This is a genomic window from Mycobacterium shunyiense (genome assembly GCF_058270075.1).
This window is the reverse complement of the sequence record NZ_JBZDPU010000017.1, coordinates 89,127-115,730: the sequence shown is the minus strand read 5'-3', so window position 1 is coordinate 115,730 and position 26,604 is coordinate 89,127. Positions and strand designations below refer to the sequence as shown.

The window sequence follows — 26,604 nt, the reverse complement described above, 5'->3', positions numbered from 1 at the left end:
AGCCTGACTCGGGTACAGTGCTCAGCATCCTCTTAGGCGGAACTTGAGTTCCGTCTGGGTCAATTAGTGAATAGTAGGTCGGGGAGAGGCGCAACTGTGTTCAAGTTGCTCAAGAAGGCGTGGATGCCACTCACTTTGGTGGTCGTCGTCGCGTTGGGCGCGTACGCGATCCTTCGAATTCGGGATGGCGGGCAGCAGGGACCGAACTTGGCAGAGGGCTCCGGAATTACCGAGAACTTCAATCCGAAGCACATCAAGTACGAGATCACCGGTTCCGGGGGCACGGCGAACATCAACTATCTCGATGAATACGGTCAACCCAACCTCATCGAAAATGCCCCGTTGCCCTGGTCTTTCACGATCGTGACGACGCTGCCGTCGATGTCGGCCAACATCATGGCTCAGGGCGAGCGCGACGTCACAGACCTCGGGTGCCGGGTGACTGTCGACGACGACGTGCGCGACGACCGGACGAGTACCGACACCTTCAAACCGTTCATCTACTGCTTGGTGAAATCCGTATGAGCAACGCACACAGGAACTCCCATCGCCCGTTCCTGGGCCGGATGGTTCGGATCTTTTCGCTGCCGATCATCGTGTTCTGGGTGCTCCTCACGATTGCGCTGGGAACTCTTGTCCCGTCACTCGATGAGGTCGCCGCATCCCGGTCGGTGCCGCTGAGCCCCACCAGCTCGGACTCCTACAAGTCGATGTTGAACATCGGCAAGGTGTTTCAGCAGTACGATTCGGATTCCTCAGCGATGGTGGTGCTGGAGAGCGACGAACCGGTCGGTGCGGCCGCGCACAAGTACTACGACGAGATCGTCGCGAAGCTGAAGGCCGATACCGAGCACGTCCAGAACGTTCAAGACTTCTGGAGCGATCCGATGACCGCGGCGGGTTCGCAGAGTGTGGACGGCAAGTCCGCTTATGTGCAGATCTTCCTTGCCGGGGACCAGGGCACCAGCAAGAGCCACGATTCCGTGGCCGCCGTGCGTGACATCGTGGCCTCGGTGCCCGCTCCGCCGGGTATCTCGGCCCACGTCGCCGGAAACAGCGTGCTCAACGCCGATACCAGCGTGGCAGGCCATCAAAGTATGGCGAAAATGGAGCTGGTGTCGGTCGGCGTCATCATCTTGATGCTGCTCGCGGTGTACCGCTCCGTCGTGACACTGCTCGTGTCGATGGTCGTCATTCTTCTTGAACTGTTTGCCGCACAGGGTGTTACGGCTGCCGCCGGTTACCTGAACATCATCGGCCTGACCCCGTACGCGGTGAGCATGGTGACCATGTTGGCCCTGGCCGCAGGCACCGATTATGTGATCTTCCTCCTCGGCCGATATCACGAGGAGAGATCGAAAGGCCTGGACCGCGAGGACGCGTTCTATGTGGCCTACAGCGGCGTATCGCATGTCATCCTCGGCTCCGGTTTGACGATCGTCGGGGCCTGCCTGTGCCTCACCATGACCACGCTGCCCTACTTCCAGACCATGGGTCTGCCCTGCGCCATCTCTGTTCTGGTGATCATCATCGCCGGACTGACGTTGGCGCCTGCCGTGCTGACCATCGCGTCGAAGTTCGGCTTGCTCGATCCCAAGCACAAGATCGCGTCGCCGGGGTGGCGCAAGGTCGGCACGTCGGTGGTTCGCTGGCCGATCCCCATCGTCTTCGTCACCAGCCTGATCGCCGTCATCGGCTTCGCCGCCCTGATGACCTATGTGCCGCAATACAACGACAAGCAGTTCACCCCCGCTGACATGCCGGCGAACCTGGCCATGGGCGTTGCTGATCGGCACTTCTCCCAAGCCCGGATGAACCCCGAGTTGCTGATGCTCGAAGCGGATCATGACCTGCGCACCCCGTCGGACATGCTGGTGATCGAAAAGGTCGCCAAGAACGTGATGCACATGCGGGGAATCGAACGGGTGCAGACCATCACCCGCCCGTTGGGTGCCCCGATCGAGCACAGCTCGATCCCGTTCCTGCTCGGCGCGCAGAACGCCAGCACGCTGCAGTCGGCGAAGTTCAACAACGACAACTCGGCGCAGATGCTCGAACAGGCCGACGAGATGAGCAAGACCGTCGCCAGCATGGAACGCATGTACGCCATCACCAAAGAGCTCACCGAAACCACCCACAGCATGGTGGGTCGGACCCACGAGATGGTGGAAGCGACCCAGGAGATGCGGGACAACCTGGCCAATTTCGACGATTTCTTCCGGCCGCTGCGCAACTACCTCTACTGGGAGCCGCACTGCTTCGACATTCCGATGTGCCAGTCGATGCGGTCGATCTTCGACACTCTCGACGGCATCGACAAACTGACCGATGAAATGCAGGGCCTGACAGTCGACATGGACCGCATGGATCAGCTGATGCCGCAGATGTTGCCGGTGTTGCAGGACACCATCGGGACGATGAAGCGGATGCGAGACTTCATGATCGCGACGCACAGCACCATGGCCGGTACCCAGGCCGCGCAACAGGAGGCGGCGAAGGGGGCGACGGAGATCGGCCTGTACTTCGATCAGGCCAAGAACGACGACATGTTCTACCTGCCTCCGGATGTGTTCGAGAACCCTGACTTCAACCGTGCGGTCAAGATGTTCATGTCGCCCGATGGCAAGGCGGTCCGAATGATCATCACCCACCAGGGCGACCCGGCCTCAGTGGACGGTATCGAACATGTCCGCGACCTCAAAGGTGTTGTCGCCGATGCGCTCAAGGGCACCCCGCTGGCCAGTGCGAAGGTGTCGCTCGCCGGTACGGCATCGATGTACAGCGACATGCAGGATGGCGTGGTAACCGATCTCATGATCGTGGTGATCGCGGCGATGATCCTCATTTTCAGCATCATGCTGATCATCACCCGAAGTGTGGTGGCCGCCATGGTGATCGTGGGCACCGTGGCCGCTTCTCTGGGAACGGCGTGTGGCTTGTCGGTGTTGCTCTGGCAGGACATCCTGGGCCTGGGCGTGCAGTGGATCGTGATCCCGCTGTCGATGGTGATCCTGTTGGCGGTGGGTTCGGACTACAACCTGTTGGTGGTCTCGCGCTTCAGGGAAGAGATACACGCCGGGCTCAACACGGGCATCATCCGCGGGATCGGGGCCACCGGACGTGTCGTCACCGCGGCCGGCCTGGTGTTCGCCTTCACCATGATGTCGATGATCGTGTCGGATCTGCGGGTGGTCGGCCAACTCGGTATGACGATCGGCATCGGCCTGGTAGTGGACACGCTGATCGTGCGCTCGTTCATGACACCGTCCATCGCGGCGGCGCTGGGTCGCTGGTTCTGGTGGCCGCTCAACACTTTTGAGATCACCCGGCGCGGTCGTGAAGAGCGTGCCCGCAAGGCGGCCGGTGAGACCGACGACAATACCGCGCCGATTCCGACAACGACGGTATGACGGTCATGACCGACCCGGCCGATACGCCTGACGCAGAGCCGAAACTGCGTCAGCGTACGGTTGGCCGACTTGACCGCTCGCGGGACCCGGCCATTCTCGATGCCGCGTTGGCCGCGTTGGCCGAAAACGGTTACGTCAACACCAATATGAACGACATCGCCGCGCGCGCCGGTGTCGGTAAGGCGGCCATCTACCGTCGCTGGTCGTCGAAGGCTGCGTTGATCACCGATGCGCTCGTGTACTGGAAGCCCGATCTGATGGAGGACGACGCTCCCGACACCGGCAGTCTGGAAGGCGATTTCGATGAAATCGTGCGGCGCACCGCGCGCAGCGACAACGACCTCTTCTCGTACGACTTGGTACTGAGGGTGGCGGTCGAGGCCACCCACGATCCGCACCTCGGCTCGGCGCTCGAAGATCTGATGCTGCTCAAGGGGCGGCGGGTGATGACGACGATCCTGGCACAGGCTGTTGCCCGCGGCGAGGTCGCTGCCGACCGGGACTGGTCGTTGGTGGCCGATGTGCTGACCGGAATGGGCCTGATGCGGGTGGTCAACGGCCAGAGCGTCGACTCCAAGTTTGTCCGCGATGTCATCGACACCTTGATCCTGCCGGCCGTCCGCGGCCGATGACGCTGGTGGCCCGTGGTGCCCCCGGCGCCGCGCCGTCGCGGCCATCGGGTGTAAGTTTGTGGACAGGCCCGGTGATCAACCATCGCTCGCCTCCAAACCCCGTGCGGTAGTCCCGCACCTTTCAAGGACACTCTTATGGAATCGTCCGAACTGTTTTCACATCCCGAACAGCAAGAACCTGTGCGGGCAGTCGAGAGCTCGAATGCTCCGCCGCCGGATTTGGTTTTCTCGGATCGGCCCAGGCCGCAGGCGCGTGCAGATTCGCAGTCGTCGTGAACGGCCTCAACGGGGCGCGGCGACTCGCCAGTCCCGTCCGCCTCACCCTCGCCCGGGAGTTGGGCGCCGATATCGACGGCGCCTGGTGGCCTCACACCGCCTCGGTGGCAAGCGAGCTGCCCGAACTGGTGGGGGCGTTGCATCAATCACTGGGGGAAGTTGTTGATATTCGCGTCAATTGGTCATCCGCGGAGGGGCAGCTCGACCTCGACTCGATCGTCACCGGCACTCGGGTGCCCAACGGCGTGAAGCTGAGTCGGCCCCGTCTGATGATGGTGGCGGGACGTGACGCGTGCGTGAAACTCCTTGTCGTCCCGTGCAAGACATCCGTAACTCTGGGCGGGTTGGTGATGCGCTGTGCCGCAGCCATGCCCGTGGAGGAATCGATGCGACGCACCCCGATGTTCGATACCGCAGATCGGGTACTGGGTGTCGCCCGGGTCGAGTCCGTGCGATGGCTGGGGCATCTGCAGGCCGAGACGCCGGTGTGACATGAAAATGGGCTGGTACGGAAGCATCCGTACCAGCCCATCATCAGGTATTGGGGCGATCAGATCGCAGTGACTCCCACCGCCTGGGGGCCCTTGGCACCCTGGGTGATCTCGAACTCGACGCGCTGGTTCTCTTCGAGCGACCGGAATCCACCACCGCTGATCTCGGAGTAGTGGACGAAGACGTCCGGGGCGCCGCCGTCAGGAGCGATGAAGCCGAAGCCCTTTTCGCCGTTGAACCATTTCACAGTTCCCTGTGTCATATTTTTACTTCTCTCATCGTAAAACTGGACGTACCAAAAACGTCCTCGAAGAGTATGACACGTCGATGGGCGGCGCGCCTAAAAGTATTTGCCTTTGCCGCAATCGGTTTTCCTGCGGAGCAGGCCCAAATGCCGTTCGGTGGAATAGCTTCGACTGGGTCGACGGTCAGGCTGAGGTGTCGTGATCCGCTTTCTTACCGAACGGCAGCACATGCACGATCCCCACGACCACAGTGCCGACCACCAGACCGATGACTGCCGATGCGGCCGTGTTGGTCAGCCAGGCCAGCATTCCGCCGAACGGGTCCCCCACGGCGTGGTGCACCGCCTCCTCGGCATGGTGGACCACGTCGTAGATGGTGCGCCAGCCCAGCGTGTTGGTGCCCGCCAGCAAGATGTGCCCACCGACCCACAACATCGCGACGGTGCCGATGGTCGACAGTGCCGACAGCAGCTTGGGCATCCCGGCGACCAGGCCACGGCCGATTTTCTGTGCCGTCTTCGATGAGCGCTGCGCCATCAGCAGGCCGATGTCGTCCATCTTGACGATGCCGGCCACCACGCCGTAGACGGCGGCGGTGATCACCAGGGCGACGATTACCAGGATGATCAGCCGCGGCCAGAAAGTCTGGTTGGCCACTTCGTTGAGGGCGATCACCATGATCTCGGCGGAGAGGATGAAGTCGGTCCGGATCGCCCCGGTGATCATGTACTTCTCGGCGTCCCCGCCGACGGCTGTGGTGGGTTCGCCGTGGGTGTCGTGTCCGCCGTGGCCGGTGAACCGCCCCCAGACCTTCTCGGCGCCCTCGAAACAGAGGTAGGTGGCGCCCAGCATCAGGATCGGGGTCAGCAACCACGGTGCGAACTGGCTGAGCAGCAAGGCCGCGGGCAGGATGAACAGGATCTTGTTGCGCAGCGAGCCGATCGCGATGCGCTTGATGACCGGTAGCTCGCGGTCGGCGCTGATGCCGTGCACGTACTGCGGTGTCACCGCGGTGTCGTCGATCACCACGCCGGCTGCCTTGGCGGTCGCCTTGCCGGTGGCCGCACCGATGTCGTCGATCGAAGCCGCCGCCAGCCGCGCCAGGGCGGCAATGTCGTCGAGCAAACCGAACAGGCCGGCGCTCATACCGTTGTCCCCATGTTCGAGAAGGCTACCGGCCGCTACATCCCGATGAGCGACTCGATCCAGCCCCGGGCGAAGTACAGGATGAAGCCGGCGGCCACGACCCACAGCAGCGGGCTGACCTCACGGGCCTTACCAGCGGCCGACCGCAACACCGCCCACGCCACGAAGCCGACACCGATGCCGTTGGCGATCGAGTAGCTGAAGGCCATGGTGGCCACAGTGAGCACCACGGGCAGGGCCACCGAGAACTCGGAGAGGTCGATGTGGCGCAGCTGCGACACCATCATGGCGCCGACGATCACCAGGGCCGCGGCCGCGACCTCGGTGGGCACGATCGAGGCCAGCGGGGCGACGAACATGGCCGCGACGAACAGCGCACCGGTGATGAGGTTGGCGAACCCGGTGCGGGAGCCCTCCTCGATGCCCGCGCCGGATTCGATGAACACGGTGTTCGACGACGCCGAGGAAGATCCGCCGACGACGGCACCGGCGCCCTCGACGATCAGCGCTGACTTCAGCCGCGGAAAGTTGCCCTGCGAGTCGGAAAGGCCGGCCTCCCGCGACAGCCCGGTCATCGTGCCCATGGCGTCGAAGAAGTTGGCGAACACCAGCGTGAACACCAGCATGATGGCCGCCAAGTACCCGATCCGGCTGAAGGCGCCCAGGCTGACGTCGCCGACCAGCGACAGGTCGGGGAGCGCGAACGGTGAGCCGGACAGGGTCGGTACCGACAGCCCCCATCCGCCCGGTTTGTCCTGCGCCGAACCGAGGTGCCAGATGGCCTCGACGATCACGGCGACCACGGTGCCGGTGACAAGGCCGATCAGGATGCCGCCGCGGACCTTCCGGGCCACGAGGATGCCGGTGACCAGCAGGGTGAACACGAAGACGACGGTCGGCACGGTGTTGATCGAGCCGACGCCGCCGGTGCCGAGCCCGACCGGGGGAGAGGGTAGGCCGGTCGAGCCGACGAATCCGGCGTCGACCAGTCCGATGAACAAGATGAACAGACCGATGCCCGCGGTGATCGCCAGTTTCAGCTGCATGGGTACCGCGTCGAACACCATGCGGCGGAACCCGCTGGCGGCCAGCGCCACGATGATCAGGCCGTCGATGACGACCAGGCCCATGGCCTCGGGCCAGGTGACCGTGCCCACCACGGTCGTGGCCAGAAACGAGTTGATGCCCAGACCCGCGGCGAACGCGAAGGGCAGCCGCGCGATGATCCCGAACAGGATCGTCATCACGCCCGCGGCCAGACAGGTGGTGGCCGAGACCTGGGCGAATTCCAGCTTGTTGCCCGCGACGTCGGCGGAGCCGGAGAGCACGACCGGGTTCAGCACGATGATGTAGGCCATCGCGATGAAGGTGACCAGGCCTCCGCGGATCTCGGAGAGGGCCGTCGAGCCGCGAGCCGAGATCTCGAAGAAGCGATCGAGTCGATTCATAACCGATGAGCCTAAGGCGGGAGCGGCCCGGTTTCCTGACGTATGGCCGATGTCTGCCGCGGATTCATCAGCGAGATGTGCAAACGCAACAGCCGCAAAGAGATTGGCGCCGGAAAAACCATTTGACCTCAACTTGGGTTGAGGTGTCATGCTGCGTGCATGACAGTTCGGTGCGGTCGCTGCGGTGTGGAAAACCACCGCGAACCTGGGGGTAGTCCCCCTGGGGATCGGCGGCGTCGCCGGATAGCTTCGAGTGGCGAGCATCTGAGGCCGGCGATATGAGCAGTGGCAGGAGCGGGGGCCATGCCGATGAGCACAGGTAGGCACGTGAGTTTCGACGACGATTGTCGCGCGGAGCGATTCGAGCGTGATGCGCTGCCGCTGGTGGATCAGCTTTTCGCGGCCGCGCGCCGTTACACGCGCAACATGGCAGACGCCGAAGACCTAGTGCAGGAGACAATGGTCAAGGCGTACAGCAGTTTTCACACTTACCAGGACGGCACGAATATCCGGGCCTGGCTGTTTCGGATCCTGACCAACACGTGGATCAACTCATACCGCACCGCGCAGCGGCGACCGCAGGAGGTCTTCGCCGACGAACTCTCCGACGCCCAGCTCGCGGAGGTGGCGCAGCGATTCCCGCTCGGCGTGGTCTCGGCGGAACTGGCGGCCCTGGAGTCGATGGGCGATGACGAGGTGCGCGGGGCGATGCGGGCATTGCCGGAATCGCAAGGCGTCGTCGTGTACTACGCCGACGTTGCGGGTTTCCGGTACAGGGAGATCGCGGAGATTCTGCAGATTCCGGTCGGAACGGTGATGTCGAGGCTGCATCGCGGACGCCGCGCGCTGCGTTCGAGGCTGGTTGAAATGGCTGCCGCCCGAGGCTATCTGGATCACCCTTCGCATGACGGCACGGCGGCCTAGCGCCTCCGCCTCCCGTCATTCAGGAAATCGACAGCAAGTTCCCAGCATTGAGGCCGCGACTGCGTCCGCGGTCGCAGCGGTGTAAAGTTCCCCGCGCTGTACATAGTTATTCGAACTAATTCGCCGAGCGCCGAAGCGTCATCGCTGTCGGCGGGTTCGGGTAATCGTCTGGAGGTACGGGTGAGTCCTGGTCGGGGTGCTCGTCGTGTGTTGAAACACGCATGGATTCCAGTGGTTCTGATTGTGGTACTGGCCGTGTCGGGCCTGGTGGTCTCACGACTACACCGGATGTTCGGCTCGGAGGATCTCAACGCGAATGCCGGCGCCGGGATCGAGATCGTCCAGTTCAACCCCAAGGTGGTCTTGTACGAGGTGTACGGACCACCCGGAACTTCCGCTGAGATCAGCTATTTCGATCCGGACGCCAAGGTGCACTCGGTCAACGCCCAGCTGCCCTGGTCCGTCACCTTGTCCACCACGTTGCCGACCGTCAGCGCGAACCTGATGGCGCGCAGCGACAGTGAAAGCAGCGGCGACCACATCGGGTGCCGTGTCACCGTCAACGGCACTGTCCGCGAGGAGCAATCCGCCAATGGCGTCAACGCCCAGACCTACTGCCTGGTGAAGTCCGCATGACCACATCCGTCACCTCGCCCGAATCCACCGGCACGCCGAAGCGGCCTGCCGTCCCGCACCTGCTGCGCATTCTGGCGTGGCCGATCATCCTGATCTGGATCGCGATCGCGGTCGTCGTGAATGTGATCGCGCCGCAGCTGGAGATCGTCGGCGAACTGCATGCCGCACCGATGGCGCCCGAGGACGCCCCGTCGATGCAGGCGATGAAGTTGATGGGCGCCAACTTCAAGGAGTTCAACTCCAACAGCACGATCATGATCGTCATCGAGGGTCAGGACCCGCTGGGCCCGGACGCGCACAGGTACTACGACGAGATCATCCGCAAGCTGCAGCAGGATCCCGAGCACATCCAGCACATCCAGGACTTCTGGGGTGACACGCTGACCGCCGCCGGCGCGCAGAGCGCCGACGGCAAAGCGTCGTACGTGATGATCAACCTCGCCGGCGAGCAAGGCATGACGCTCGCCAACGAGGGCGTCGAAGCCGTCCGCAAGGTCATCGAGGAGACGAAGGCTCCGCCCGGGGTGCAGGCGCACGTCGCCGGCCCTGCCGCACTGACCAACGACATGCACGTCATCGGCAACGCGAGCCTGGCCGAGATCACCCTGATCACCCTGGTCGCCATCGCAGCAATGCTGCTGGTGGTCTATCGGTCGATCAGGACCACGCTGATCCAGTTGTTCCTGACGTTCCTGGCGCTGTTGACCGCCCGCGGCGTGGTGTCCGTGCTGGCGATGCACGACGTATTCGGGTTGACCACCTTCGCGGGCAACATCCTGACCATGCTGGCGATCGCCGCAGCCACCGACTACGGGATCTTCATCTTCGGCCGGTACCGCGAAGACCGCGGCATGGGCCTGGACCGGGATGACTCCTATTACGCGACCTTCAAATCGGTGGCACCCGTCATCGTGGGTTCCGGTCTGACCATCGCCGGAGCGACCTACTGCCTCAGCTTCGCGCGACTGCCCTACTTCTCCACCATGGGTGCCCCCGTCGCGATCGGCATGGTCGTGGTCGTGGTCATCTCGGTCACGCTCGGCCCGGCGGTGCTCTACCTCGGTAGCCGGGTCGGGCTGTACGAGTCCAAGCGCCCCCCGCAGAGCGAGTTCTGGCGCAAGGTCGGCACTGCGGTGGTGCGTTGGCCCGCACCGATTTTCGTGACCAGCCTGTTCGTCGTGCTGATCGGGGTAGTGGCCATCCCCGGATACAAGCCGGCCTACAACGACCGGTACTACCTGCCCGATGACGCCCCGGTGAACGTCGGTTTCGCTGCTGCCGACCGGCACTTCTCCCAGGCCAGGATGAACCCCGACATCCTGATGGTCGAGTCCACCCACGACATGCGCAATCCCGCGGACATGCTTGTGCTGAACAAGATTTCGAGCAACGTGATGCACGCCGATGGCATCGCGATGGTGCAGAGCATCACCCGACCGCTGGGAATCCCCATCCAGCACAGCTCGATTCCGTTCCAGACCAGTATCTCGGGGCAGACCAGCAATATGAACCTGCCGTTCCAGCGCAAGCAACTCGACGACCAGCTTCGGATGATCGATGCGACCAACACGTCGATCGACATCATGAAGAGGCAATACCAGCTCTCGCTCGAACAGACCCGCCTCACCCAGGACTCCGCGGCGAAGTCGGAGGAGCTGCTTGAGGTCACCAAGAAGATGCGCGACAACATCGCGAACTTCGACGATCAGTTCCGGCCCATGCGCAACTACTTCTACTGGGAACCGCACTGCTTCGACATCCCGATGTGCTCCGCGGCGCGTTCGGTCTTCGACGCCCTCGACGGGATCGACGAGCTGACCGACAAGACCTCATCGGTCCAGGTCAACACCGACCAACTGGCGGACCTGGCGCCCAAATTGACTGCGCTGCTTCCGCAGACGATCGCGTCGATGGAAACCAGCCGGGACCTCTCGCTGGCGTCGTACAACTCGCAGAAGGCACTGATCGACCAGATGCAGGCGATGAACGACACCGCGCTGTCAATGGGTGCCGCCTTCGACGACGCCAAGAACGACGACCTGTTCTATCTGCCCCCGGAAGCCTTCACGAACCCCGATTTCGAGCGCGGCCTCAAGATGTTCCTGTCGCCGGACGGAAAGTCCGCCCGCATGTTCATCACCCACCAGACCGATCCGGCGACGGTGGACGGGATCGCACGAGTCGAATCCGAGCGCAAGGCCGCGCAGGAGGCGCTGAAGATGTCGTCGCTGTCGGACGCCAAGATCTATCTCGGCGGTGTGGCGGCAACCTACAAGGACATGTCCGACGGCGCCCGCTACGACCTGATGATCGCGGTGGTGTCGGCCTTGACGCTGATTTTCATGATCATGCTCATTCTGACCCGCAGTGCGGTGGCCGCGTTGGTCATCGTGCTGACGGCCGGTAGTTCGATCGCCGCGTCGTTCGGCATCTCGGTGTTGTTGTGGCAGGACCTGTTCGGGATGCCAGTGCACTGGCTGGTCATGCTGATGTCGGTGATCATCCTGCTGGCAGTCGGATCCGACTACAACCTGCTGCTGGTGTCCCGGTTCCAGGACGAGATCCACGCGGGCCTGAAGACCGGCATCATCCGGTCCATGGCCGGCACCGGCGGCGTGGTCACCTCGGCCGGGCTGGTGTTCGCGGCCACGATGGCCGGCATGATGGCGAGCAATCTGATTGTGCTGGCCCAGATGGGCTCGACCATCGCGATCGGCCTGCTGATCGACACCTTCATCGTGCGGTCACTGCTGATGCCGTCCATCGCCACCCTGCTGGGCAGGTGGTTCTGGTGGCCGCAAGTGGTGTATCCCCGCGGGGACAACCACTTCCGAAAGTCGGCGCCGCCGCGTCCGCCCCGCGCCGACGATGAGGACACTGCGGCTATCCCGGTGTCGTCGGGTTAGCCGACGCCGCGGTCACATAGGCCAATTGTCCAGGGAATTCGGACTATTGAGGGGTGCGGCGGCGGGCAGTGGTCGCGGCTGTGTGGTGGTGATGGCGTCCAGGACCAGGGCCACATAGCGGCGCCAGCCGTCGCTGCCGAGCTCCATCGTCCACAGCACGCTGTTGAGCATCGCAACGATTCTCGGCAGATCCTCGGCGACGAGGTCGCCGCGAACCAGGCCCTCATCCTGGGCGCGGGTCGTGAGTTCCTGCATGGCGGCTTCGAGGCGATCCGCGATGTTGGCCAGCGCGTCCGCGCGCCTGGCTGCAGCAAGGATGTTGTGCTCGGCGGCCCCGAGTGCCGTGGCGGCCTCGATCAGTTCGGTCAGCCCGCGCAGTGGATCCGTCCGGGCGAGCGCTTTTTCGATTGCCGGAGACAGGTTTTCGTCGATGCTCTGGTCGAGTGCCGCGCGCAGGAGGTCAGCCTTCGTCGGGAATCTGCGGTACAGCGTTCGTTCAGCCACTCCGGCGCGGTCGGCGATCGTATCGATCTGTGCATCGGGGCCGAGTTCGGCAAACACCTCACGAGCCGCCCGCAGGATGCGGTCGGCATTGCGCGCCGCATCGGTGCGTAGCGGGCGTTCTGCCATCGACGCGACTTCGGCCATGACGTCAGCCTATCTGACAGTTGACTGCCAGATCTGCTCGCTCTAACCTCGCAGCAACTGGCAGCCGACTGCCAGTTGACACCGCGGAGATTGTGAGGACCGCCCGATGACCATTCCTCGTCCTGACGTGTCGGTGGAGGCCGAACTTCCCACGATCCCCGCTCCCCGCGCCGGCGGATGCCCGTTGGCGCCGGCCCCGGCCTTCGCCCGCTGGCGGGAGACCGAAGGACTTCAGGCCGCAGTCTGGAAGGGGAAGCCGGTATGGATGATCAGTCGCTACGAGGACATCCGGGCGGCCCTCGTCGACGACCGGCTCAGTGCCAATACCGGGTTGTACGGCGTACCGACCGAGAGTGGCGAGATCGCCCTGATCTTTCCGCGTCTGGATGATCCCGAGCATCAGCGGCTGCGTCGGATGTTGACCAGGGACTTCACTTTCCGTCGCGCAGAAGCGATGCGACCGCAGATTCAGGAGTTGGTCGACGGCTTCCTCGACGAGATGATCGAGGCCGGTCCGCCGACGGACCTCGTGAGCAAGTTCGCGCTGCCGGTGCCGTCGATGGTCATCTGTCTGCTGCTGGGAGTGCCGTACGAGGATCACGAGTTCTTCCAGAAGCAGAGTGCCGCCGGGCTCGACGCCAACGCATCCGAGGAAGAGCGCCTGCAGGCCCAGCTGGCATTGTTCACCTACATGTTCGACCTGGTGGCCCGCAAGGAACGGGAACCGGGTGACGATCTGATGAGTCGGCTCATCACCGACCATGTGGCCACGGGTGAACTCAACCGCGAAACCGCCGCCATGAACGGCCAGATGTTGTTGGCTGCCGGCCACGAAACCACCGCGGGCATGATCGCTCTGGGTGCGCTGGCCCTGATCCAGCATCCCGACGCTGCCGCGCGCCTACGGGAGACCGATGACCCAGCCGTGGTGGCCGGCATCGTCGAGGAGTTGATGCGTTATCTGTCGATAGTGCACAGCCTCGTGGACCGCGTTGCTCTGGAGGATGTGGTCATCGGTGGACAGCTCGTCAGGGCCGGTGACACGGTCCTCATGAACCTGCCTGCGGGCAACTTCGACACGGGATTCGTCGATCAGCCCGATGCCTTCGACGTAAACCGCAACAGCCGAGGGCATCTCGGCTTCGGTTACGGCGTGCATCAGTGTCTCGGTCAGAACCTCGCTCGGGCCGAACTGCAGATCGCCCTGACCGCGCTGGTGCGCAGACTGCCCGGATTGCGATTGGCGGTCGAGCCGGAGGAGTTGAGATTCCACAACGACAAGGAGATCTATGGCGTTGTGGAGCTGCCGGTCACCTGGTGAGTGTCGACCCGGCCTCCAGCGCCTAGCATTCGCCGAAACCGCATTCCGGCAGGAGAAGTGCGAGTAAGGGCCTGCTGGAATGCCATTTCGGCGGCAGGGAGGGGCACATGACGTACTTCGGCGAGCTGCGTACCCACTGGCAACCGCTGGCCGCCGCGACCGCCGGACTCAGCGCCGGCCTGAGCCTGAGCGCCTACACGAATGCCGCGATGGGGCCGCAGTTCCTCGCGGCGTTCGGTTGGAGTCGCTCGGATTTCGCCCTGACCGGTGCGATCACGTTGCTGACGTTCGTGTTCCTGCCGTTCTACGGCCGCCTCGCCGACCTGTTCGGGGTGCGGCGGATTGCCGCCGTCGGTGTCGTCGGACTGCCTGCGTGCTGGATCGCGTACGCGATGATGTCCGGCCCCATCTGGCAGTACTTCGCGATCAACGTCGCCCTCATCGCGCTCGGGGTGACCACGACGCCGGCGATCTACAGCCGGCTGGTCGCGACGCGTTTCCAGGCGGCCCGGGGCCTGGCCCTGGCCATCGCGATCTCCGGTCCGCCGCTGCTGGGCGCCATCGGCGTTCCGGCCCTCGATGTCGTCAACCGCACCTTTGGTTGGCGTGTCGGGTGTCTGGCCATCGCGGGCACCATTGCCGTCGTCGGCGTCATCGCCCTGGTGCTCGTGCCCGGACGCAACGGCGACCCGTCGCCGAGCGCGGGAGAACGTAAGGCAGGCAAGGACTACCGCGCCATCGGGCGCAGCAGGGTCTTCTGGATTCTGTTGACCGGGGTGCTGTTGTGCAACCTGTACCACTCGGTCACCACCACCCAGCTCGGGATCATGCTCGGCGACGCTGGGGCCGGCGCCGACGTCGCGGTGCTCATCACGGTGTTCGCGACCGCCGTCATCGTCGGTCGCTTCGTGTGCGGCGTGGCGCTCGACCGGCTGCCCGCGCAGGTGGTCGCCGCGGTGGCGATGGCACTGCCGGGCCTCGGCTGTCTGCTCATCGCCTCGCCGTGGGACGGCATCGGTGTCCTCGCCGTGGCCGTCTGCTGTCTCGGTGCGGCCTGGGGAGCCGAAGGCGATGTCATCGCGTACCTGGTGGCGCGCCACTTCAGCCTCGGCGTGTACAGCACTGTCCTCAGCATCCTGTCCGCGGTGATCGGCGTCTCGTCGGCAGTGGGGGCCGTGGTGCTCAGTCGTATGTTGGTCACCACCAACAGCTTCGACGGGTTCCTGGTGTTGGCGGGAGTCGCCGCCTTCATCGGAGGCGCCCTTCTGCTACTGCTGCGCCGTCGACCGGTCATATTTACAAATGGCGACAAAAGTGTCACGGTGTCCTGATGGACTTCTCCCACGTCGAGCTCTCCGAGGAAGACCGGACCTTCCGGGATGAGCTGCGGGCCTTCCTGGCCGAAGTGGTCACCGACGAGGTGATCCAGCGTGACCGCGAGACCGGCGAGAACTTCGACGAGGCAGTGCATCTGGCACTGGGCAAGGCCGGGTACCTGGCCGGTGACTACCAGGCCGAGGCCGACGGCGGATTCAGTGCGGTCCGGCGACGCATCTGGGAACTGGAAGTGGGCCGAGCGCACACCCCCTGGTTCCACTGGGGTACGACCGCGATGGTCGCGCATTCGATCGAGAAGTTCGCCTCACGCGAGCTTCTCGATGAGGTCCTGCCCGGTGTCTTGGACGGGCGGCTGCGGCTGTGCCTGGGCTATACCGAACCCGAAGGCGGGTCCGACGTCGCAACCTGCAAGACCCGCGCCGTAAGGGACGGCGACAGCTGGATTATTAATGGGTCCAAGATGTTCACCTCGAATGCGCACAACGCCCAATACGTGTTCCTGCTGACCAACACCGACCCCGCTGCGCCCAAACACAAGAGCCTCACGATGTTCCTGGTGCCGCTTGATTCCGAGGGCGTCGAGATCCAGCCGATCCGCACCGTCGACGGGGATCGCACCAACATCACCTATTACAGCGATGTCCGGGTCAGCGACCGGTACCGCGTCGGCGAGGTCAACGGCGGCTGGACGGTGCTGCGCGGCGCGCTCGAACTCGAACACGGCACCTTCGAACGCGAGACCCGAGGCCTGCAGAAGCTCGCCACCATGACCGAGCACATCACCTTGATGGCAGAGGCGGTGGACCGCGTCGCGGCCGTGGCCCCGGACGACGCGGCGTCGCGTTACCGGTTGGGTCGGGGCGTCGCCCGGTTGGAAGCCGCCCTGAGCAGTCCCGGCATGTACGGCCGTGTTGCGATCGCCCAGACCATGCGGGAGGTGTCGCCGGACCTGATGGATATTGTGGGATCGGCCGGCGCTTTGTCCGTCGGTACGCCAGGGGCCGTCGATGACGGCGGGGCCGAGTACATCTTCCGGCTGGCCGGTCCGACCGGCATCTACGGTGGAACTCTCGAGGTGTTCCGCAACATGATCGCCCAGCAGGCGCTGGGGCTGGGCCGGCCGAACTACTCGCCCGCGAAGTGAGGCGCGGCCGGTCGTGAGGCTGCCCGTGAAGCCCCTGGCGCGCCGGGAACCCGCGCAGGCGGCCTGGGTACTGTGGCCGGGTGCATCCCTTGGACAACGCCCTTGAACTCGAATCCGCAGGTGACGACCGGTGGCGCGGGCGGACGCTGCCGGAGTGGGCCAACATGGTGGGCCCGTTCGGTGGTGTCACGGCAGCCACCCTGCTGCGCGCGGTGGAGCTCCACCCACAACGGCACGGCCAGCCGATCGCGCTGACCGTGAACTATGTGGCGCCGATCGCTGACGGCGAGTTCGAGGTCGTGACAAGGCTGGTCAAGACCAACCGGTCCAATCAGCACTGGATCGTCGAACTCGGCCAGGACAATGAGGTCAAGACCACGGCCACCGCGGTATTCGGGCTGCGCCGGGAGGGCTGGTCGGACACCGAGGTCGAGTGGCCGCAGGCTCCGGCGCCCGAGGACATCGAGCCGTCGGTGCCGCCGTTCGGCGTGGTGTGGTTCGACAACTTTGACATGCGGTTCGTCGACGGCGCGATGCCGGATGCAGGCAATGATTCTGCCGAACCGACCGAATCGGCGAGTTCGACCACGACCATGTGGGTGCGCAACAAGCCCTCCAGGCCAATGGATTTCGCCGCCTTGACCGCGGTGAGCGATATCTTCTATCCGCGGGTGTTCCTGCGGCGTGGCCACTTCGTTCCGGCCGGAACGGTATCGATCTCGGTGTACTTCCACGCCGACGACGAGCAGCTCGCGGCTCAGGGGGACGACTTCGTGCTGGGAACGGCACGGGCGCACCGGTATTCCGGCGGCTACTTCGATCAGAGTGCACGCCTGTTCGGGCGAAGCGGTACGTTGCTGGCCACCAGCCACCAGTTCGTGTACTTCAAGGCCTGAGGTCCTCGGGGACCGACTGAAGGGCGATCCAGGCGCTCACCCGGGTCTGCGGATCGTCGAGCTTCCCCGGCAGCACCTTCTCGATGGCCGCGAGACGATTGCGCACGGTGTTGCGATGCAGGCCGAGTTCCTCGGCGACCTTGAGTCTGGACCCGTGATGGCGCAGGAAACACCGTAACGTGTCCAGCTGTTCGGAATCCAGCCCGTGCAACCAGGATTCGGCGAAGGCGGCGGCCTTGTCGGGATCGATCAGACCGAGGGGGCCGTTGTCGATCACCCGGTCCCAGACCACCGGACCGGAGCCGTCGGTGGCCTGTCCCAGCGCCAATCCGGCGGTACGGTAACCGGTCTCGCCGTCGCTGGGCGCGACCGAATTCCCCACCCCGACCAGCAGCGCGTCCTCGGTCAACCGGGACGCCGTCGACCCGGCCCGGGACGGTTCGGTGATCGCGCACAGCTCACCGGCGTAGACCCCGGCAAGGATGCCGCGCCGTTCCAGAGCGGCCGCCGCGGTCTCGATGGCGGCCGCGTCCCCGGTGGCCCGCAAGAAGCGAATGCGCTTCGGCAGCACGGTCCCCGCCTGGTCCACCTCCAACACCAATTGGGCAGTGCGGAAATCGCTTTCGGCGATGAGCTCGATTGCCCGTTCGCGCAGATGCCGACGGGTGGTGGCACGGCTGCGATCCTGTTCGTCGATGAGGCCCAACAGTGCCACGGCGGTCGTCACGGCCTGACGTTGTTCTTCCGATGCCCTGGCCGGCATCAAGGCGGCCAGATAGGCCGACGCCCGCCCGCGCAAACCGATGGGGTGCACCGACACCGAGGCGGTCGGGTTGGACTGTGCCGCAGCCGAACGCAATCCGTGTGCCTGGAGCCGCATGACGTCGTCGGCGACCTCGTCGAGCGGAAACTCGCTGCGACGGGCGCCGACCGGGCCGGTGACGACGCGGCCATCGGGATTCAGCAGGCAGGTCGCGCCGTCGAGCGCCGCGGCCAGTGCCGTGATGACCGCAACGGCGGGCTCCGGTTTGGCCGCCGCCGAGATGAGCTTGCGCTGCGTCTTGAGTGACTCGCGGGTGGCGGTGGACTCCTGTTCTTCCAGAAGATGCGCGACGTATCGGCTGATCGCGACGAACGTGGTCGGGCGCGGCACCTCGAACAGATTCACGTGGTGTCTGCGGCAGGCATCGGCGAGTTCGGCGGGCGTATCGGCGTGGGTGAGTCCGACGGCGAATCCGATGCCTGCCACACCGGCGTCGGCAAGCCTGCGCACGTAGCCGTCCCACTGGCCGTGCCAGTCGCCGGTCTCCAGGCCCGTGGTCAGCAGGATCTCGCCGCCTTCCAGGAACGGCCCCGGGTCGGCGAGCTCACTCGTGGCCACCCAGCGGACCGCTGCCTCCGGGCGACCGACCTGGACGGCACTCAGTCCGAGTGCGCGTGCGTCGAGGAGATCGCCGACCAGGACCATCTTGCCAGTTTTGCACAATCATCTGCGGTGGAATGTGCATTCCTGACCTGCCGCGCGCGGTGGCCGTTGCCTAGCGTGAGGGCAGACAACCGCCAGCAGCAGGAGGAACACGTGAGCATCGCCGAGATCGCGGGTGCGGCCGTCACCCAGGAACGCCGGATCGTCACCGCCATTCCGGGCCCGGTCTCGCAGCAGATGCAGGCACGGAAGACAGCTGCGGTCGCGGGCGGGGTCGGCACCACATTGCCCGTGTACGTGGTCGCCGCGGGCGGCGGAATCCTCGTCGACGCCGACGGCAACCAGCTCATCGACTTCGGCTCCGGCATCGCCGTGACCACCGTGGGCAACAGCGCACCGGCCGTCGTCGAGGCCGTCACCGAGCAGGTCGCGGCGTTCACCCACACCTGCTTCATGGTCACCCCGTACGAGGGATACGTGCGGGTGGCCGAGGAGCTCAACCGGCTCACCCCGGGCGACCACGACAAGCGCAGCGTGCTGTTCAACTCCGGCGCCGAAGCCGTCGAGAACGCCGTCAAGATCGCGCGGGCCTACACCCGTCGGCAGGCCGTCGTGGTGTTCGACCACGCCTACCACGGCCGTACCAACCTGACCATGGCGATGACCGCCAAGAACCAGCCGTACAAGAACGGCTTCGGGCCGTTCGCCGGTGAGGTGTACCGGGTGCCGACGTCCTTCCCGTTCCGTGACGGCGAGACTGACGGTGTCGCTGCGGCCGCCCGAGCCCTTGACCTGATCGACAAGCAGGTCGGGGCCGAGAACGTCGCTGCCGTGGTGATCGAGCCCATTCAGGGTGAAGGCGGATTCATCGTTCCCGCACCGGGATTCCTGCGCGCACTGCAGGACTGGTGTACCGAGGCCGGCGCGGTGTTCGTCGCCGACGAGGTGCAGTCGGGCTTCGCCCGCACCGGCGCGATGTTCGCCGTCGAGCACGACGGCGTCGTGCCGGATCTGATCGTCACCGCCAAGGGCATCGCAGGTGGCCTGCCGCTGTCGGCGGTCACCGGTCGCGCCGAGATCATGGATGCGCCGCATGCCGGCGGCCTCGGCGGTACCTACGGCGGTAACCCGATCGCGTGTGCGGCAGCACTCGCGGTGATCGACACCATCGAGCGCGACGGACTGCTGGCCCGTGCGGTGGAGATCGAGAAGGCGATGACCGGCCGCCTAGAGGCAATCGCTGCCGAGGATTCCCGGATCGGCGAGGTCCGCGGCCGCGGCGCGATGATCGCCGTCGAACTGGTCAAGGCCGGTACGACCGAACCCGACGCCGATCTGGCCAAGCAGGTCTCGACCGCCGCCCACGCGCAGGGGCTGGTGGTGCTGACCTGCGGAACCTACGGCAACGTGCTCCGTTTCCTGCCGCCGCTGTCGATGCCCGACCACCTGCTCAAGGAGGGGCTGGACATCCTGGCCGCCATCTTCGCCGAGACCCGCTGAGCGCTGGTCTGCTCGATCCCTGGAGATTTGAGTGAACACACAGAACGCGATCGCCGGACTCGACGCCAAGCACGGCATCCTCATCGACGGGCAGAACCGCGGTGCTGCCACCACGTTCGAGGTGCACGACCCGGCGACCGGCCTGCCCATCGCCGAGGTCGCCGACGGCACGGTGGCCGACGCCCGCTCGGCCGTCGATGCCGCGCACCGGGCCTTTGCCGGCTGGGCCGCGACGAGCCCGAGGCAGCGCAGCGACATCCTGCGCCGGGTGTTCGACCTGATGGTCGCCGACTCCGAGCGTCTGGCCGCCCTGATCTGCGCGGAGAACGGCAAATCGCAGGCCGACGCCCGGGCTGAGGTGGGCTATGCCGCCGAGTTCTTCCGCTGGTTCTCCGAGGAAGCAGTGCGGACGGACGGTGCCTACGGTGTGAGCCCCGCCGGTGGCGCCCGGACCCTGGTCACGCACAAGCCGGTCGGGGTCGCTGCGCTGGTGACGCCCTGGAACTTCCCGGCCGCGATGGCCACCCGCAAGATCGCCCCCGCACTGGCGGCGGGGTGCACCGTGGTCCTCAAGCCGGCCGCCGAGACGCCGCTGACGGCACTGGCGATCGCCGGAATACTGTCGGCCGCAGGCGTGCCCGACGGTGTGGTCAACATGGTGCCCACCACCGATGCCGCTGCCGTGGTCGAGGACTGGTTGAGCGATGACCGGGTCCGCAAGGTGTCGTTCACCGGTTCCACCGGCGTCGGCCGGGTGCTGCTCAAGCAGGCCGCGGACCGGATCGTCAACGCCAGCATGGAACTCGGCGGCAACGCGCCGTTCATCGTCACCGCCGACGCCGACGTCGAGGCGGCGATCGCCGGTGCGATGGTGGCCAAGTTCCGTGGCGGTGGGCAGGCCTGCACAGCGGCCAACCGGTTCTATGTGCACGCCTCGGTCGTCGAGGAGTTCGTCGCCGGACTCGGCGCCGAGGTGGCCGCGCTGCGAGTGGGTCCGGCATCCGATCCGGCATCGCAGATCGGCCCCCTGGTGAGCGAGCGCGCAGCGCAGCGGGTGGCTGCCACGATCGATGCCGCAGTGGCCGACGGCGCGGTGATCGCCGCGCGGGCCGAGGCGCCGTCCGAAGGCTGGTTCGTTGCGCCCACACTGTTGACCGGAGTTGCCCCGGATGCCGCCGTGCTCGCTGACGAGATCTTCGGCCCGGTCGCCCCGGTGGTGGTGTGGGACGACGAGGAAGACCTGCTGCGTTGGGCCAACGGCACCGAATACGGTTTGGCCGCCTACGTTTACGCCGGCCGGCTGCAAGATGCGGTGCGGCTCGCCGAATCCCTCGACGCCGGCATGGTCGGCATCAACCGGGGTGTCGTGTCCGATCCGTCGACCCCGTTCGGCGGGATGAAGCAGAGCGGACTCGGCCGCGAAGGCGCACGTGTCGGCCTGGAGGAGTTCCAGGAGACGCAGTACTTCAGCGTGGCCTTCGACTGACCGGTCGGCTCAGAACGGCGCCGAGTGCTGCATCAGGCTCAACATCAGCACGACCATGCACAGCAGTGAGCTGAACATGATCAGCCCCATGATGACGACCACGAACCACGACGCGCAGCGCTGCTTGCCGCGTGCCAGCTTCGCGATCCGCTCGTCGTGCATGAGTTCGTCTGCGACGAAGGCGAATTGGACCCGTTCCAGCTCGGCATCGGCGGCAGGGGCCCCGGAGGAGATTTCCCGAAGGCGGGCTGCGCTATGCCCACCCCAACGCGGTCGAATCGCCGGCTCATCTGACGCGCCTGTCTGCGGGTGAGACGGTGATCGAGGGCATCGACCGAATGCGGCCACTGTGCCCAGCCGCCGTGCGCGTTCGACGGGGTCGTCATAACCTATCGAGTCTACGAGCGTACCGGGCTGTCAGGAAGCCTGCGGGCGTGAGTTGTTCACGTGCGCAAGTACTTTGTTCAGCCGATGACACGGTGTACGTCCTCGGTCACCTCGCCGCCTTCCTGGGCGATCCACGGTCCGTCGATCGACGGGTCGATGATCCCGTCCTCCAGCCACGTGTACCGACCGTCGAGCACAGCATGCGCCAACGTTCGGTCAGAGTCGTCGCTGTTGTCCCACAGTTCGGTGAACAGCCGGTCGGCCCGCACTCGGGCTTGACGACAGAACGCGTCGGCGAGCTCCGTCGCGGAGTCGGGGGTGTCGCTGCGGGCCCGGACGCAGGCCGCCGTCATCGCGAACAGTTCCGCGCCGATGTCGACGATCCGGCCGAGGAAGCGCTGCCGGTATTCCAACTTGCCCTGCCACCGGGACATCGCATAGAACGTGCTGCGGGCGAGCTTGCGGCTGGCCCGTTCGACATACCGCAGGTGTTCGCCGAGTGGTCCGAACTCGGTGAATGATGTTGGTAGTTGACCCTTCCCGGTGACCAGGGTGGGTAGCCAGCGCGCATAGAACTTGCCGGCCTGTGCGGCTGCCTTCGCCTTGTGTTTGAGGTCGGCGTCGGGGTCGATGATGTCGCCCGCCACTGAAAGGTGGGCGTCGACAGCCTCGCGGGCCAGCATCAGATGCATGATCTCGGTGGAACCCTCGAAGATGCGGTTGATCCGCATGTCGCGCAGTACCTGCTCGACGGGCACCCCGCGCTCGCCGCGGGCCGCCAGCGATCCGGCGGTCTCGAAGCCGCGGCCGCCACGGATCTGCACCAGCTCGTCGGCGATCAGCCAGGTCATCTCCGAGCCGTAGAGCTTGGCCAGTGCGGCCTCGATCCGGATGTCGGTGCGGCCCGCGTCGGCGAGCTCGCCGGCAAGCTCGACCATCGACTCGATTCCGTAAGCAGTGGCCGCGATGAATGCCACCTTGCCGGCCACCGCGTCGTGCTCACCGACCGGTCGGCCCCACTGCACGCGTTCCTTCGACCACTCCCTGGCGATCTTCACGCACCACTTCGCCGTGCCGGTGCACACCGCCGGCAGCGACAGCCGTCCGACGTTGAGCGTGGTCAGCGCGATCTTGAGGCCTTCACCCTCGCGGCCGATGCGGTTCGCCGCGGGCACCCGCACGTCGGTCAGCTTGGTCAGACCGTTCTCGATTCCGCGTAGCCCCATGAATGCGTTGCGGTTGGTGACGACGATGCCGGGGGTGTCCGCTTCGACGACGAAGGCGGTGATGCCGCCTCTGTGTCCCTCGCCCGGCGGCACCTGGGCCATCACCACCAGCAGATCGGCGATGACCCCGTTGGTGGTCCACAGTTTGACGCCGTTGAGCAGGTAGTCGTCGCCGTCGGGGGTCGCGGTGGCGTGCAACCTGGCCGGGTCACTGCCGACGTCGGGTTCGGTGAGCAGGAAGGCACTGATCTCCCGCGTGCACCGCGGCAGCCAGGTCTGCTTCTGCTCGGCGGTCCCGAACATCGAGACCGGCTGCGGCACGCCGATCGACTGATGCGCGGACAACAACGCGCCCAGAGCGGGGTGAACCGAGCCGACCAGGGCGAGGGCCTTGTTGTAGTACACCTGCGACAGGCCGAGCCCTTCGTAGTCGACGCCGATCTTCATGCCGAACGCGCCGAGCCCCTTCAAACCCTGGATGACCTTGTCCGGGATCTGTGCATCGCGTTCGATGACCGCGGCGTCAATCTGCGTCTCGCAGAACTCCCGAAGTTCGGCCAGGAAGGCCTCGCCCCGCTCCGTGGTCTCGGCCGAACCACGCGGGTGCGGGTGGACCAGATCCAACCGCAGCCTGCCGAGAAACAGTTCTTTGCCGAAACTGGGCTGGTCCCACCGCGCTTCCCGCGCCTCCTCGGCGACCTGCCTGGCTTGTCGTTCGTTGACTTCTCCGGTAGCGGTCATCGCCGGCCTCCATATGTCCGTTCGCTGGTGGCATACCCGCAAACGGCCCTGCTCACGCTCCGTCGCTGGTCGGCCGTAACGCGAATATCTGAAAAGAGCGGCTGCCGGCGCGCTCCTGGGCCAACGCGTAGTTGGGCCAGAAGTCGAGAATCGTGCGCCACGCGCGTTGACGTTCCGCACCCGTGAGCAGCTCGACGGCGACGTTCTCGGTGGTGCCGTCGCGAGTGATCCGCGCGCGGTCGGTGGCCCGCAGATTGTGGGTCCAGTCCGGATGGGTCGGCAGGCCCCAATTGGAGCCCACCAACAACAGTGAACCGCCGTCGCAGACGTATTGAACCGTCACCGTCCGCAAGATGCCGGACCTGCGGCCGGCGACCGTCAATTGCAGCGACGGCAACCCGGCGAGTTCGAGTACGCCGTTCCGACCGCGGCTGAGCCGGCGCGCCAGGCGCTCGACCGGAGGGACCAGCCGGTGCCACTTGAGCATCAGCCGATAGACATACGGACTGCCGGCCACCGCGCCGAGGAGCCTCACCCGGCCAGCATAGGGACCCGCACCGGTTTCGCCGGACCTCCGGGCGCGGCTGGGTTCAACTGCGGTGTGGACCGTCATACTGACGAAGTGGCGCCGAGAAAAGTGCGGGACACATCACCGAAGCAGGGTTGGCTGACACCCAAGCAGCAGCGTGCCTGGGTCGCCTACATGCGCGTGCAATTGCGGATGAACTACGAAATGAACCGCCAGCTGCAGGCCGATTCGGGGTTGTCGCTCGCCGACTATGACGTGCTGGTGGCGTTGAGCAACGTGGGTGACGACGGCATGCGCGTCAGCGACCTCGCCGCGCAGATCGGCTGGGAACGCAGTCGGCTGTCACATCAGTTGCGTCGTATGGAGGAACGTGGCCTGACCGAACGCCGCGCCAGCGTCGAGGACGGTCGCACCACCAACGTCATCCTCACCGAGAATGGTCGGCAGGCGATCGGGGAGGCCGCGCCTGGTCATGTCGATCTGGTGCGCAGACTTTTCTTCGATCCCCTGCCCGAAAACCTGCTCGCACCGTTCACTGCGGCGCTGGAGCACATCCACGTCAACCTCGACCACAACAGCTCGCTGCCTCCTGCGCCGAGTTAGCATTTAGGTGAAGTATCACTTAAATGTCAGGAGTCGAAATGAGTGAAGTGATCACCCGTCTGATGGAGGCCAATCTTCTGGCCGTGTTCGACCAGCGCGACCCGCAACTCCGGGCCGCGGCCATCGCGACCACCTACGCGGATGATGTGCAGTGGATCGATGACGAAGGGGTTGCCACCGGTCACGCCCAACTTGATGCCAAGGCGGCTGAACTGCAGGAAAAGCTTTCCGGATTGCATTTCGCGAAGGTCGGCCCGGTCCGGCAAACGCGCGGTCTGGGATTTCTGGCCTGGGAGGTGCGCACCGCGGACGATGGCACCGTGGCGTCGGGCTTTGACGTGGCGGAGATATCGGGCGAGCGAATCGTCCGGATGTGGACGGTGCTGAACTCGCCGGAATAGGTGACGTATCACCTATATTGTAGCGGACGGAACACACGAACCGCATACGAACGGAGTTCGATCATGGGACAGCTCGACGGCAAGACGGCACTCGTCACCGGGGGAACCTCGGGGATCGGGCTGGCCACCGCCCGGCGGCTCGCCGACGAGGGCGCCTACGTTTTCATCAGCGGCCGCGACCGCGCCCGCCTGGACGCGGCGGCCGCCTCAATCGGCGCCCACGGCATCCAGAGCGACATCAGCAAGATCGAGGATCTCGACGCCCTCGCCGAGGAGATCGGTGGGCACGGTAAGGGGCTCGACGTCGTTTTTGCGAACGCAGGCGGCGGTGACTTCGCCACCCTCGCCGACGTCACCCCAGAGCACTACCGGGACAACTTCGATCGCAACGTGGCCGGCACGGTGTTCACCGTGCAGAAGATGCTGCCATTGCTGAACGAGGGCGCCTCGATCGTCCTCGCCGGTTCTACTGCTGCCTCGGAGGGCGTGGCCGCGTTCGGCCTCTACGCGGCGTCGAAGGCCGCCATTCGCTCGCTCGGCCGCACGTGGGCTGCTGAACTGGCCGACCGCAAGATCCGCGTCAACACTGTCGTGCCCGGACCGATCGAAACTCCCGGGCTGACCGGGCTGGCACCGGTGGACCAGAAGCAGGATCTGCTCGACGGTATGGCCTCGCAGGTGCCGATGAAGCGGCTCGGCCGTCCGGAGGAGATCGCTTCTGCGGTGCTGTTCCTGGCCTCGGATCAGAGCAGCTTCATGACCGGCGCGGAGCTCGCGGTCGACGGCGGGCAGATTCAGCTGTGACACGGGTCTCGGTACACTTACCGTAAGTCCGACGGTTAG

Annotated in this window: 24 protein-coding genes; 16 read left to right on the top strand and 8 right to left on the bottom strand. The window is 65.3% G+C overall.

The genetic code is table 11. The features are described 5' to 3' along the window. Positions 1 to 96 precede the first annotated feature (96 nt). The 4 genes from AC4ELH_RS21565 (at position 97) to AC4ELH_RS21550 (ending at position 4,809) form a co-directional block, all read left to right on the top strand. Positions 97 to 525, top strand: a complete 429-nt coding sequence (locus AC4ELH_RS21565) for an MmpS family transport accessory protein (RefSeq protein WP_064883034.1) — start codon at positions 97 to 99, stop codon at positions 523 to 525. Further along, positions 522 to 3,410, top strand: a complete 2,889-nt coding sequence (locus AC4ELH_RS21560) for an MMPL/RND family transporter (RefSeq protein ID WP_498886502.1) — start codon at positions 522 to 524, stop codon at positions 3,408 to 3,410. Before AC4ELH_RS21565 ends, AC4ELH_RS21560 begins: the two co-directional genes overlap by 4 nt. Continuing rightward, positions 3,407 to 4,042, top strand: coding sequence for a TetR/AcrR family transcriptional regulator (locus AC4ELH_RS21555; RefSeq protein WP_064958404.1), 636 nt, complete (start codon positions 3,407 to 3,409; stop codon positions 4,040 to 4,042). Before AC4ELH_RS21560 ends, AC4ELH_RS21555 begins: the two co-directional genes overlap by 4 nt. Before the next feature lie 272 nt (positions 4,043 to 4,314). After that, positions 4,315 to 4,809, top strand: a complete 495-nt coding sequence (locus AC4ELH_RS21550; RefSeq protein ID WP_064958405.1) for a DUF5994 family protein — start codon at positions 4,315 to 4,317, stop codon at positions 4,807 to 4,809. Between the two features lie 59 nt (positions 4,810 to 4,868). On the opposite strand, the gene AC4ELH_RS21545 is transcribed toward AC4ELH_RS21550, so the two are convergent. The 3 genes from AC4ELH_RS21545 to AC4ELH_RS21535 all read right to left on the bottom strand — a co-directional run bounded on the left by AC4ELH_RS21545 (position 4,869) and on the right by AC4ELH_RS21535 (position 7,649). Further along, a complete protein-coding gene (locus AC4ELH_RS21545; protein WP_055110820.1) occupies positions 4,869 to 5,072 on the bottom strand; it encodes a cold-shock protein in 204 nt (67 codons plus the stop codon). Positions 5,073 to 5,238: 166 nt separating this feature from the next. Further along, positions 5,239 to 6,201 carry a DUF808 domain-containing protein gene (locus AC4ELH_RS21540; RefSeq protein ID WP_448445172.1) on the bottom strand — a complete coding sequence of 321 codons (963 nt, stop codon included), beginning with the start codon at positions 6,199 to 6,201 and terminating at the stop codon, positions 5,239 to 5,241. Between the two features lie 35 nt (positions 6,202 to 6,236). Beyond that, positions 6,237 to 7,649 (bottom strand): NCS2 family permease, encoded by a 1,413-nt coding sequence (locus tag AC4ELH_RS21535; protein ID WP_448445174.1) that lies wholly within the window; start codon positions 7,647 to 7,649, stop codon positions 6,237 to 6,239. 327 nt (positions 7,650 to 7,976) lie between these two features. Here AC4ELH_RS21535 and AC4ELH_RS21530 point away from each other — a divergent pair, with 327 nt between their 5' ends. The 3 genes from AC4ELH_RS21530 (at position 7,977) to AC4ELH_RS21520 (ending at position 12,115) form a co-directional block, all read left to right on the top strand. Continuing rightward, a complete protein-coding gene (locus AC4ELH_RS21530; RefSeq protein ID WP_236734728.1) occupies positions 7,977 to 8,573 on the top strand; it encodes a sigma-70 family RNA polymerase sigma factor in 597 nt (198 codons plus the stop codon). A gap of 207 nt (positions 8,574 to 8,780) precedes the next feature. Continuing rightward, positions 8,781 to 9,209, top strand: coding sequence for an MmpS family transport accessory protein (locus tag AC4ELH_RS21525; RefSeq protein WP_064881610.1), 429 nt, complete (start codon positions 8,781 to 8,783; stop codon positions 9,207 to 9,209). Beyond that, entirely contained in the window at positions 9,206 to 12,115 is a 2,910-nt protein-coding gene (locus AC4ELH_RS21520; RefSeq protein ID WP_448445177.1) for an MMPL/RND family transporter, read from the top strand. The genes AC4ELH_RS21525 and AC4ELH_RS21520 overlap by 4 nt, the downstream gene beginning before the upstream one ends. A gap of 12 nt (positions 12,116 to 12,127) precedes the next feature. Here the strand turns inward: AC4ELH_RS21520 and AC4ELH_RS21515 are convergent, their stop codons facing one another. Beyond that, on the bottom strand, positions 12,128 to 12,763 hold the full coding sequence (locus AC4ELH_RS21515; protein ID WP_448445179.1) for a TetR/AcrR family transcriptional regulator: 636 nt from the start codon (positions 12,761 to 12,763) through the stop codon (positions 12,128 to 12,130). A 106-nt stretch (positions 12,764 to 12,869) separates the two neighbouring features. Here AC4ELH_RS21515 and AC4ELH_RS21510 point away from each other — a divergent pair, with 106 nt between their 5' ends. The 4 genes from AC4ELH_RS21510 (at position 12,870) to AC4ELH_RS21495 (ending at position 17,462) form a co-directional block, all read left to right on the top strand. Next, positions 12,870 to 14,084 carry a cytochrome P450 gene (locus tag AC4ELH_RS21510; protein WP_448445181.1) on the top strand — a complete coding sequence of 405 codons (1,215 nt, stop codon included), beginning with the start codon at positions 12,870 to 12,872 and terminating at the stop codon, positions 14,082 to 14,084. 107 nt (positions 14,085 to 14,191) lie between these two features. Continuing rightward, positions 14,192 to 15,415, top strand: coding sequence for an MFS transporter (locus AC4ELH_RS21505; RefSeq protein ID WP_448445183.1), 1,224 nt, complete (start codon positions 14,192 to 14,194; stop codon positions 15,413 to 15,415). Continuing rightward, positions 15,415 to 16,566: an acyl-CoA dehydrogenase family protein gene (locus tag AC4ELH_RS21500; protein WP_498886496.1), complete on the top strand. Its 1,152-nt coding sequence runs from the start codon at positions 15,415 to 15,417 to the stop codon at positions 16,564 to 16,566. The genes AC4ELH_RS21505 and AC4ELH_RS21500 overlap by 1 nt, the downstream gene beginning before the upstream one ends. Positions 16,567 to 16,646: 80 nt before the next feature. Then, positions 16,647 to 17,462 carry an acyl-CoA thioesterase gene (locus tag AC4ELH_RS21495; RefSeq protein ID WP_064958414.1) on the top strand — a complete coding sequence of 272 codons (816 nt, stop codon included), beginning with the start codon at positions 16,647 to 16,649 and terminating at the stop codon, positions 17,460 to 17,462. Here AC4ELH_RS21495 and AC4ELH_RS21490 read toward each other — a convergent pair. Further along, positions 17,452 to 18,930 (bottom strand): PucR family transcriptional regulator, encoded by a 1,479-nt coding sequence (locus AC4ELH_RS21490; RefSeq protein WP_064881597.1) that lies wholly within the window; start codon positions 18,928 to 18,930, stop codon positions 17,452 to 17,454. The genes AC4ELH_RS21495 and AC4ELH_RS21490 overlap by 11 nt on opposite strands. A gap of 111 nt (positions 18,931 to 19,041) precedes the next feature. Here AC4ELH_RS21490 and gabT point away from each other — a divergent pair, with 111 nt between their 5' ends. Beyond that, entirely contained in the window at positions 19,042 to 20,388 is a 1,347-nt protein-coding gene (gene gabT, locus AC4ELH_RS21485) for a 4-aminobutyrate--2-oxoglutarate transaminase (protein WP_064881635.1), read from the top strand. Between the two features lie 31 nt (positions 20,389 to 20,419). Next, positions 20,420 to 21,874 carry an NAD-dependent succinate-semialdehyde dehydrogenase gene (locus AC4ELH_RS21480; protein WP_498886493.1) on the top strand — a complete coding sequence of 485 codons (1,455 nt, stop codon included), beginning with the start codon at positions 20,420 to 20,422 and terminating at the stop codon, positions 21,872 to 21,874. 9 nt (positions 21,875 to 21,883) lie between these two features. Here the strand turns inward: AC4ELH_RS21480 and AC4ELH_RS21475 are convergent, their stop codons facing one another. The 3 genes from AC4ELH_RS21475 to AC4ELH_RS21465 form a co-directional block, all read right to left on the bottom strand. After that, on the bottom strand, positions 21,884 to 22,036 hold the full coding sequence (locus AC4ELH_RS21475; protein ID WP_498886491.1) for a hypothetical protein: 153 nt from the start codon (positions 22,034 to 22,036) through the stop codon (positions 21,884 to 21,886). A 302-nt stretch (positions 22,037 to 22,338) separates the two neighbouring features. After that, entirely contained in the window at positions 22,339 to 24,228 is a 1,890-nt protein-coding gene (locus AC4ELH_RS21470) for an acyl-CoA dehydrogenase family protein (protein WP_498886489.1), read from the bottom strand. Between the two features lie 52 nt (positions 24,229 to 24,280). Next, a complete protein-coding gene (locus tag AC4ELH_RS21465; RefSeq protein ID WP_498886487.1) occupies positions 24,281 to 24,763 on the bottom strand; it encodes a nitroreductase family deazaflavin-dependent oxidoreductase in 483 nt (160 codons plus the stop codon). Positions 24,764 to 24,850: 87 nt separating this feature from the next. On the opposite strand from AC4ELH_RS21465, the gene AC4ELH_RS21460 reads away from it, so the two are divergent. The 3 genes from AC4ELH_RS21460 to AC4ELH_RS21450 all read left to right on the top strand — a co-directional run bounded on the left by AC4ELH_RS21460 (position 24,851) and on the right by AC4ELH_RS21450 (position 26,565). Further along, the gene (locus tag AC4ELH_RS21460) at positions 24,851 to 25,360 is read left to right on the top strand and encodes a MarR family winged helix-turn-helix transcriptional regulator (protein WP_064958418.1); all 510 of its coding nucleotides are present in this window, start codon (positions 24,851 to 24,853) and stop codon (positions 25,358 to 25,360) included. Positions 25,361 to 25,398: 38 nt separating this feature from the next. Then, on the top strand, positions 25,399 to 25,761 hold the full coding sequence (locus AC4ELH_RS21455) for a nuclear transport factor 2 family protein (RefSeq protein ID WP_064958419.1): 363 nt from the start codon (positions 25,399 to 25,401) through the stop codon (positions 25,759 to 25,761). A 63-nt stretch (positions 25,762 to 25,824) separates the two neighbouring features. Continuing rightward, positions 25,825 to 26,565 (top strand): SDR family oxidoreductase, encoded by a 741-nt coding sequence (locus tag AC4ELH_RS21450; protein ID WP_498886484.1) that lies wholly within the window; start codon positions 25,825 to 25,827, stop codon positions 26,563 to 26,565. Positions 26,566 to 26,604 lie beyond the last annotated feature (39 nt).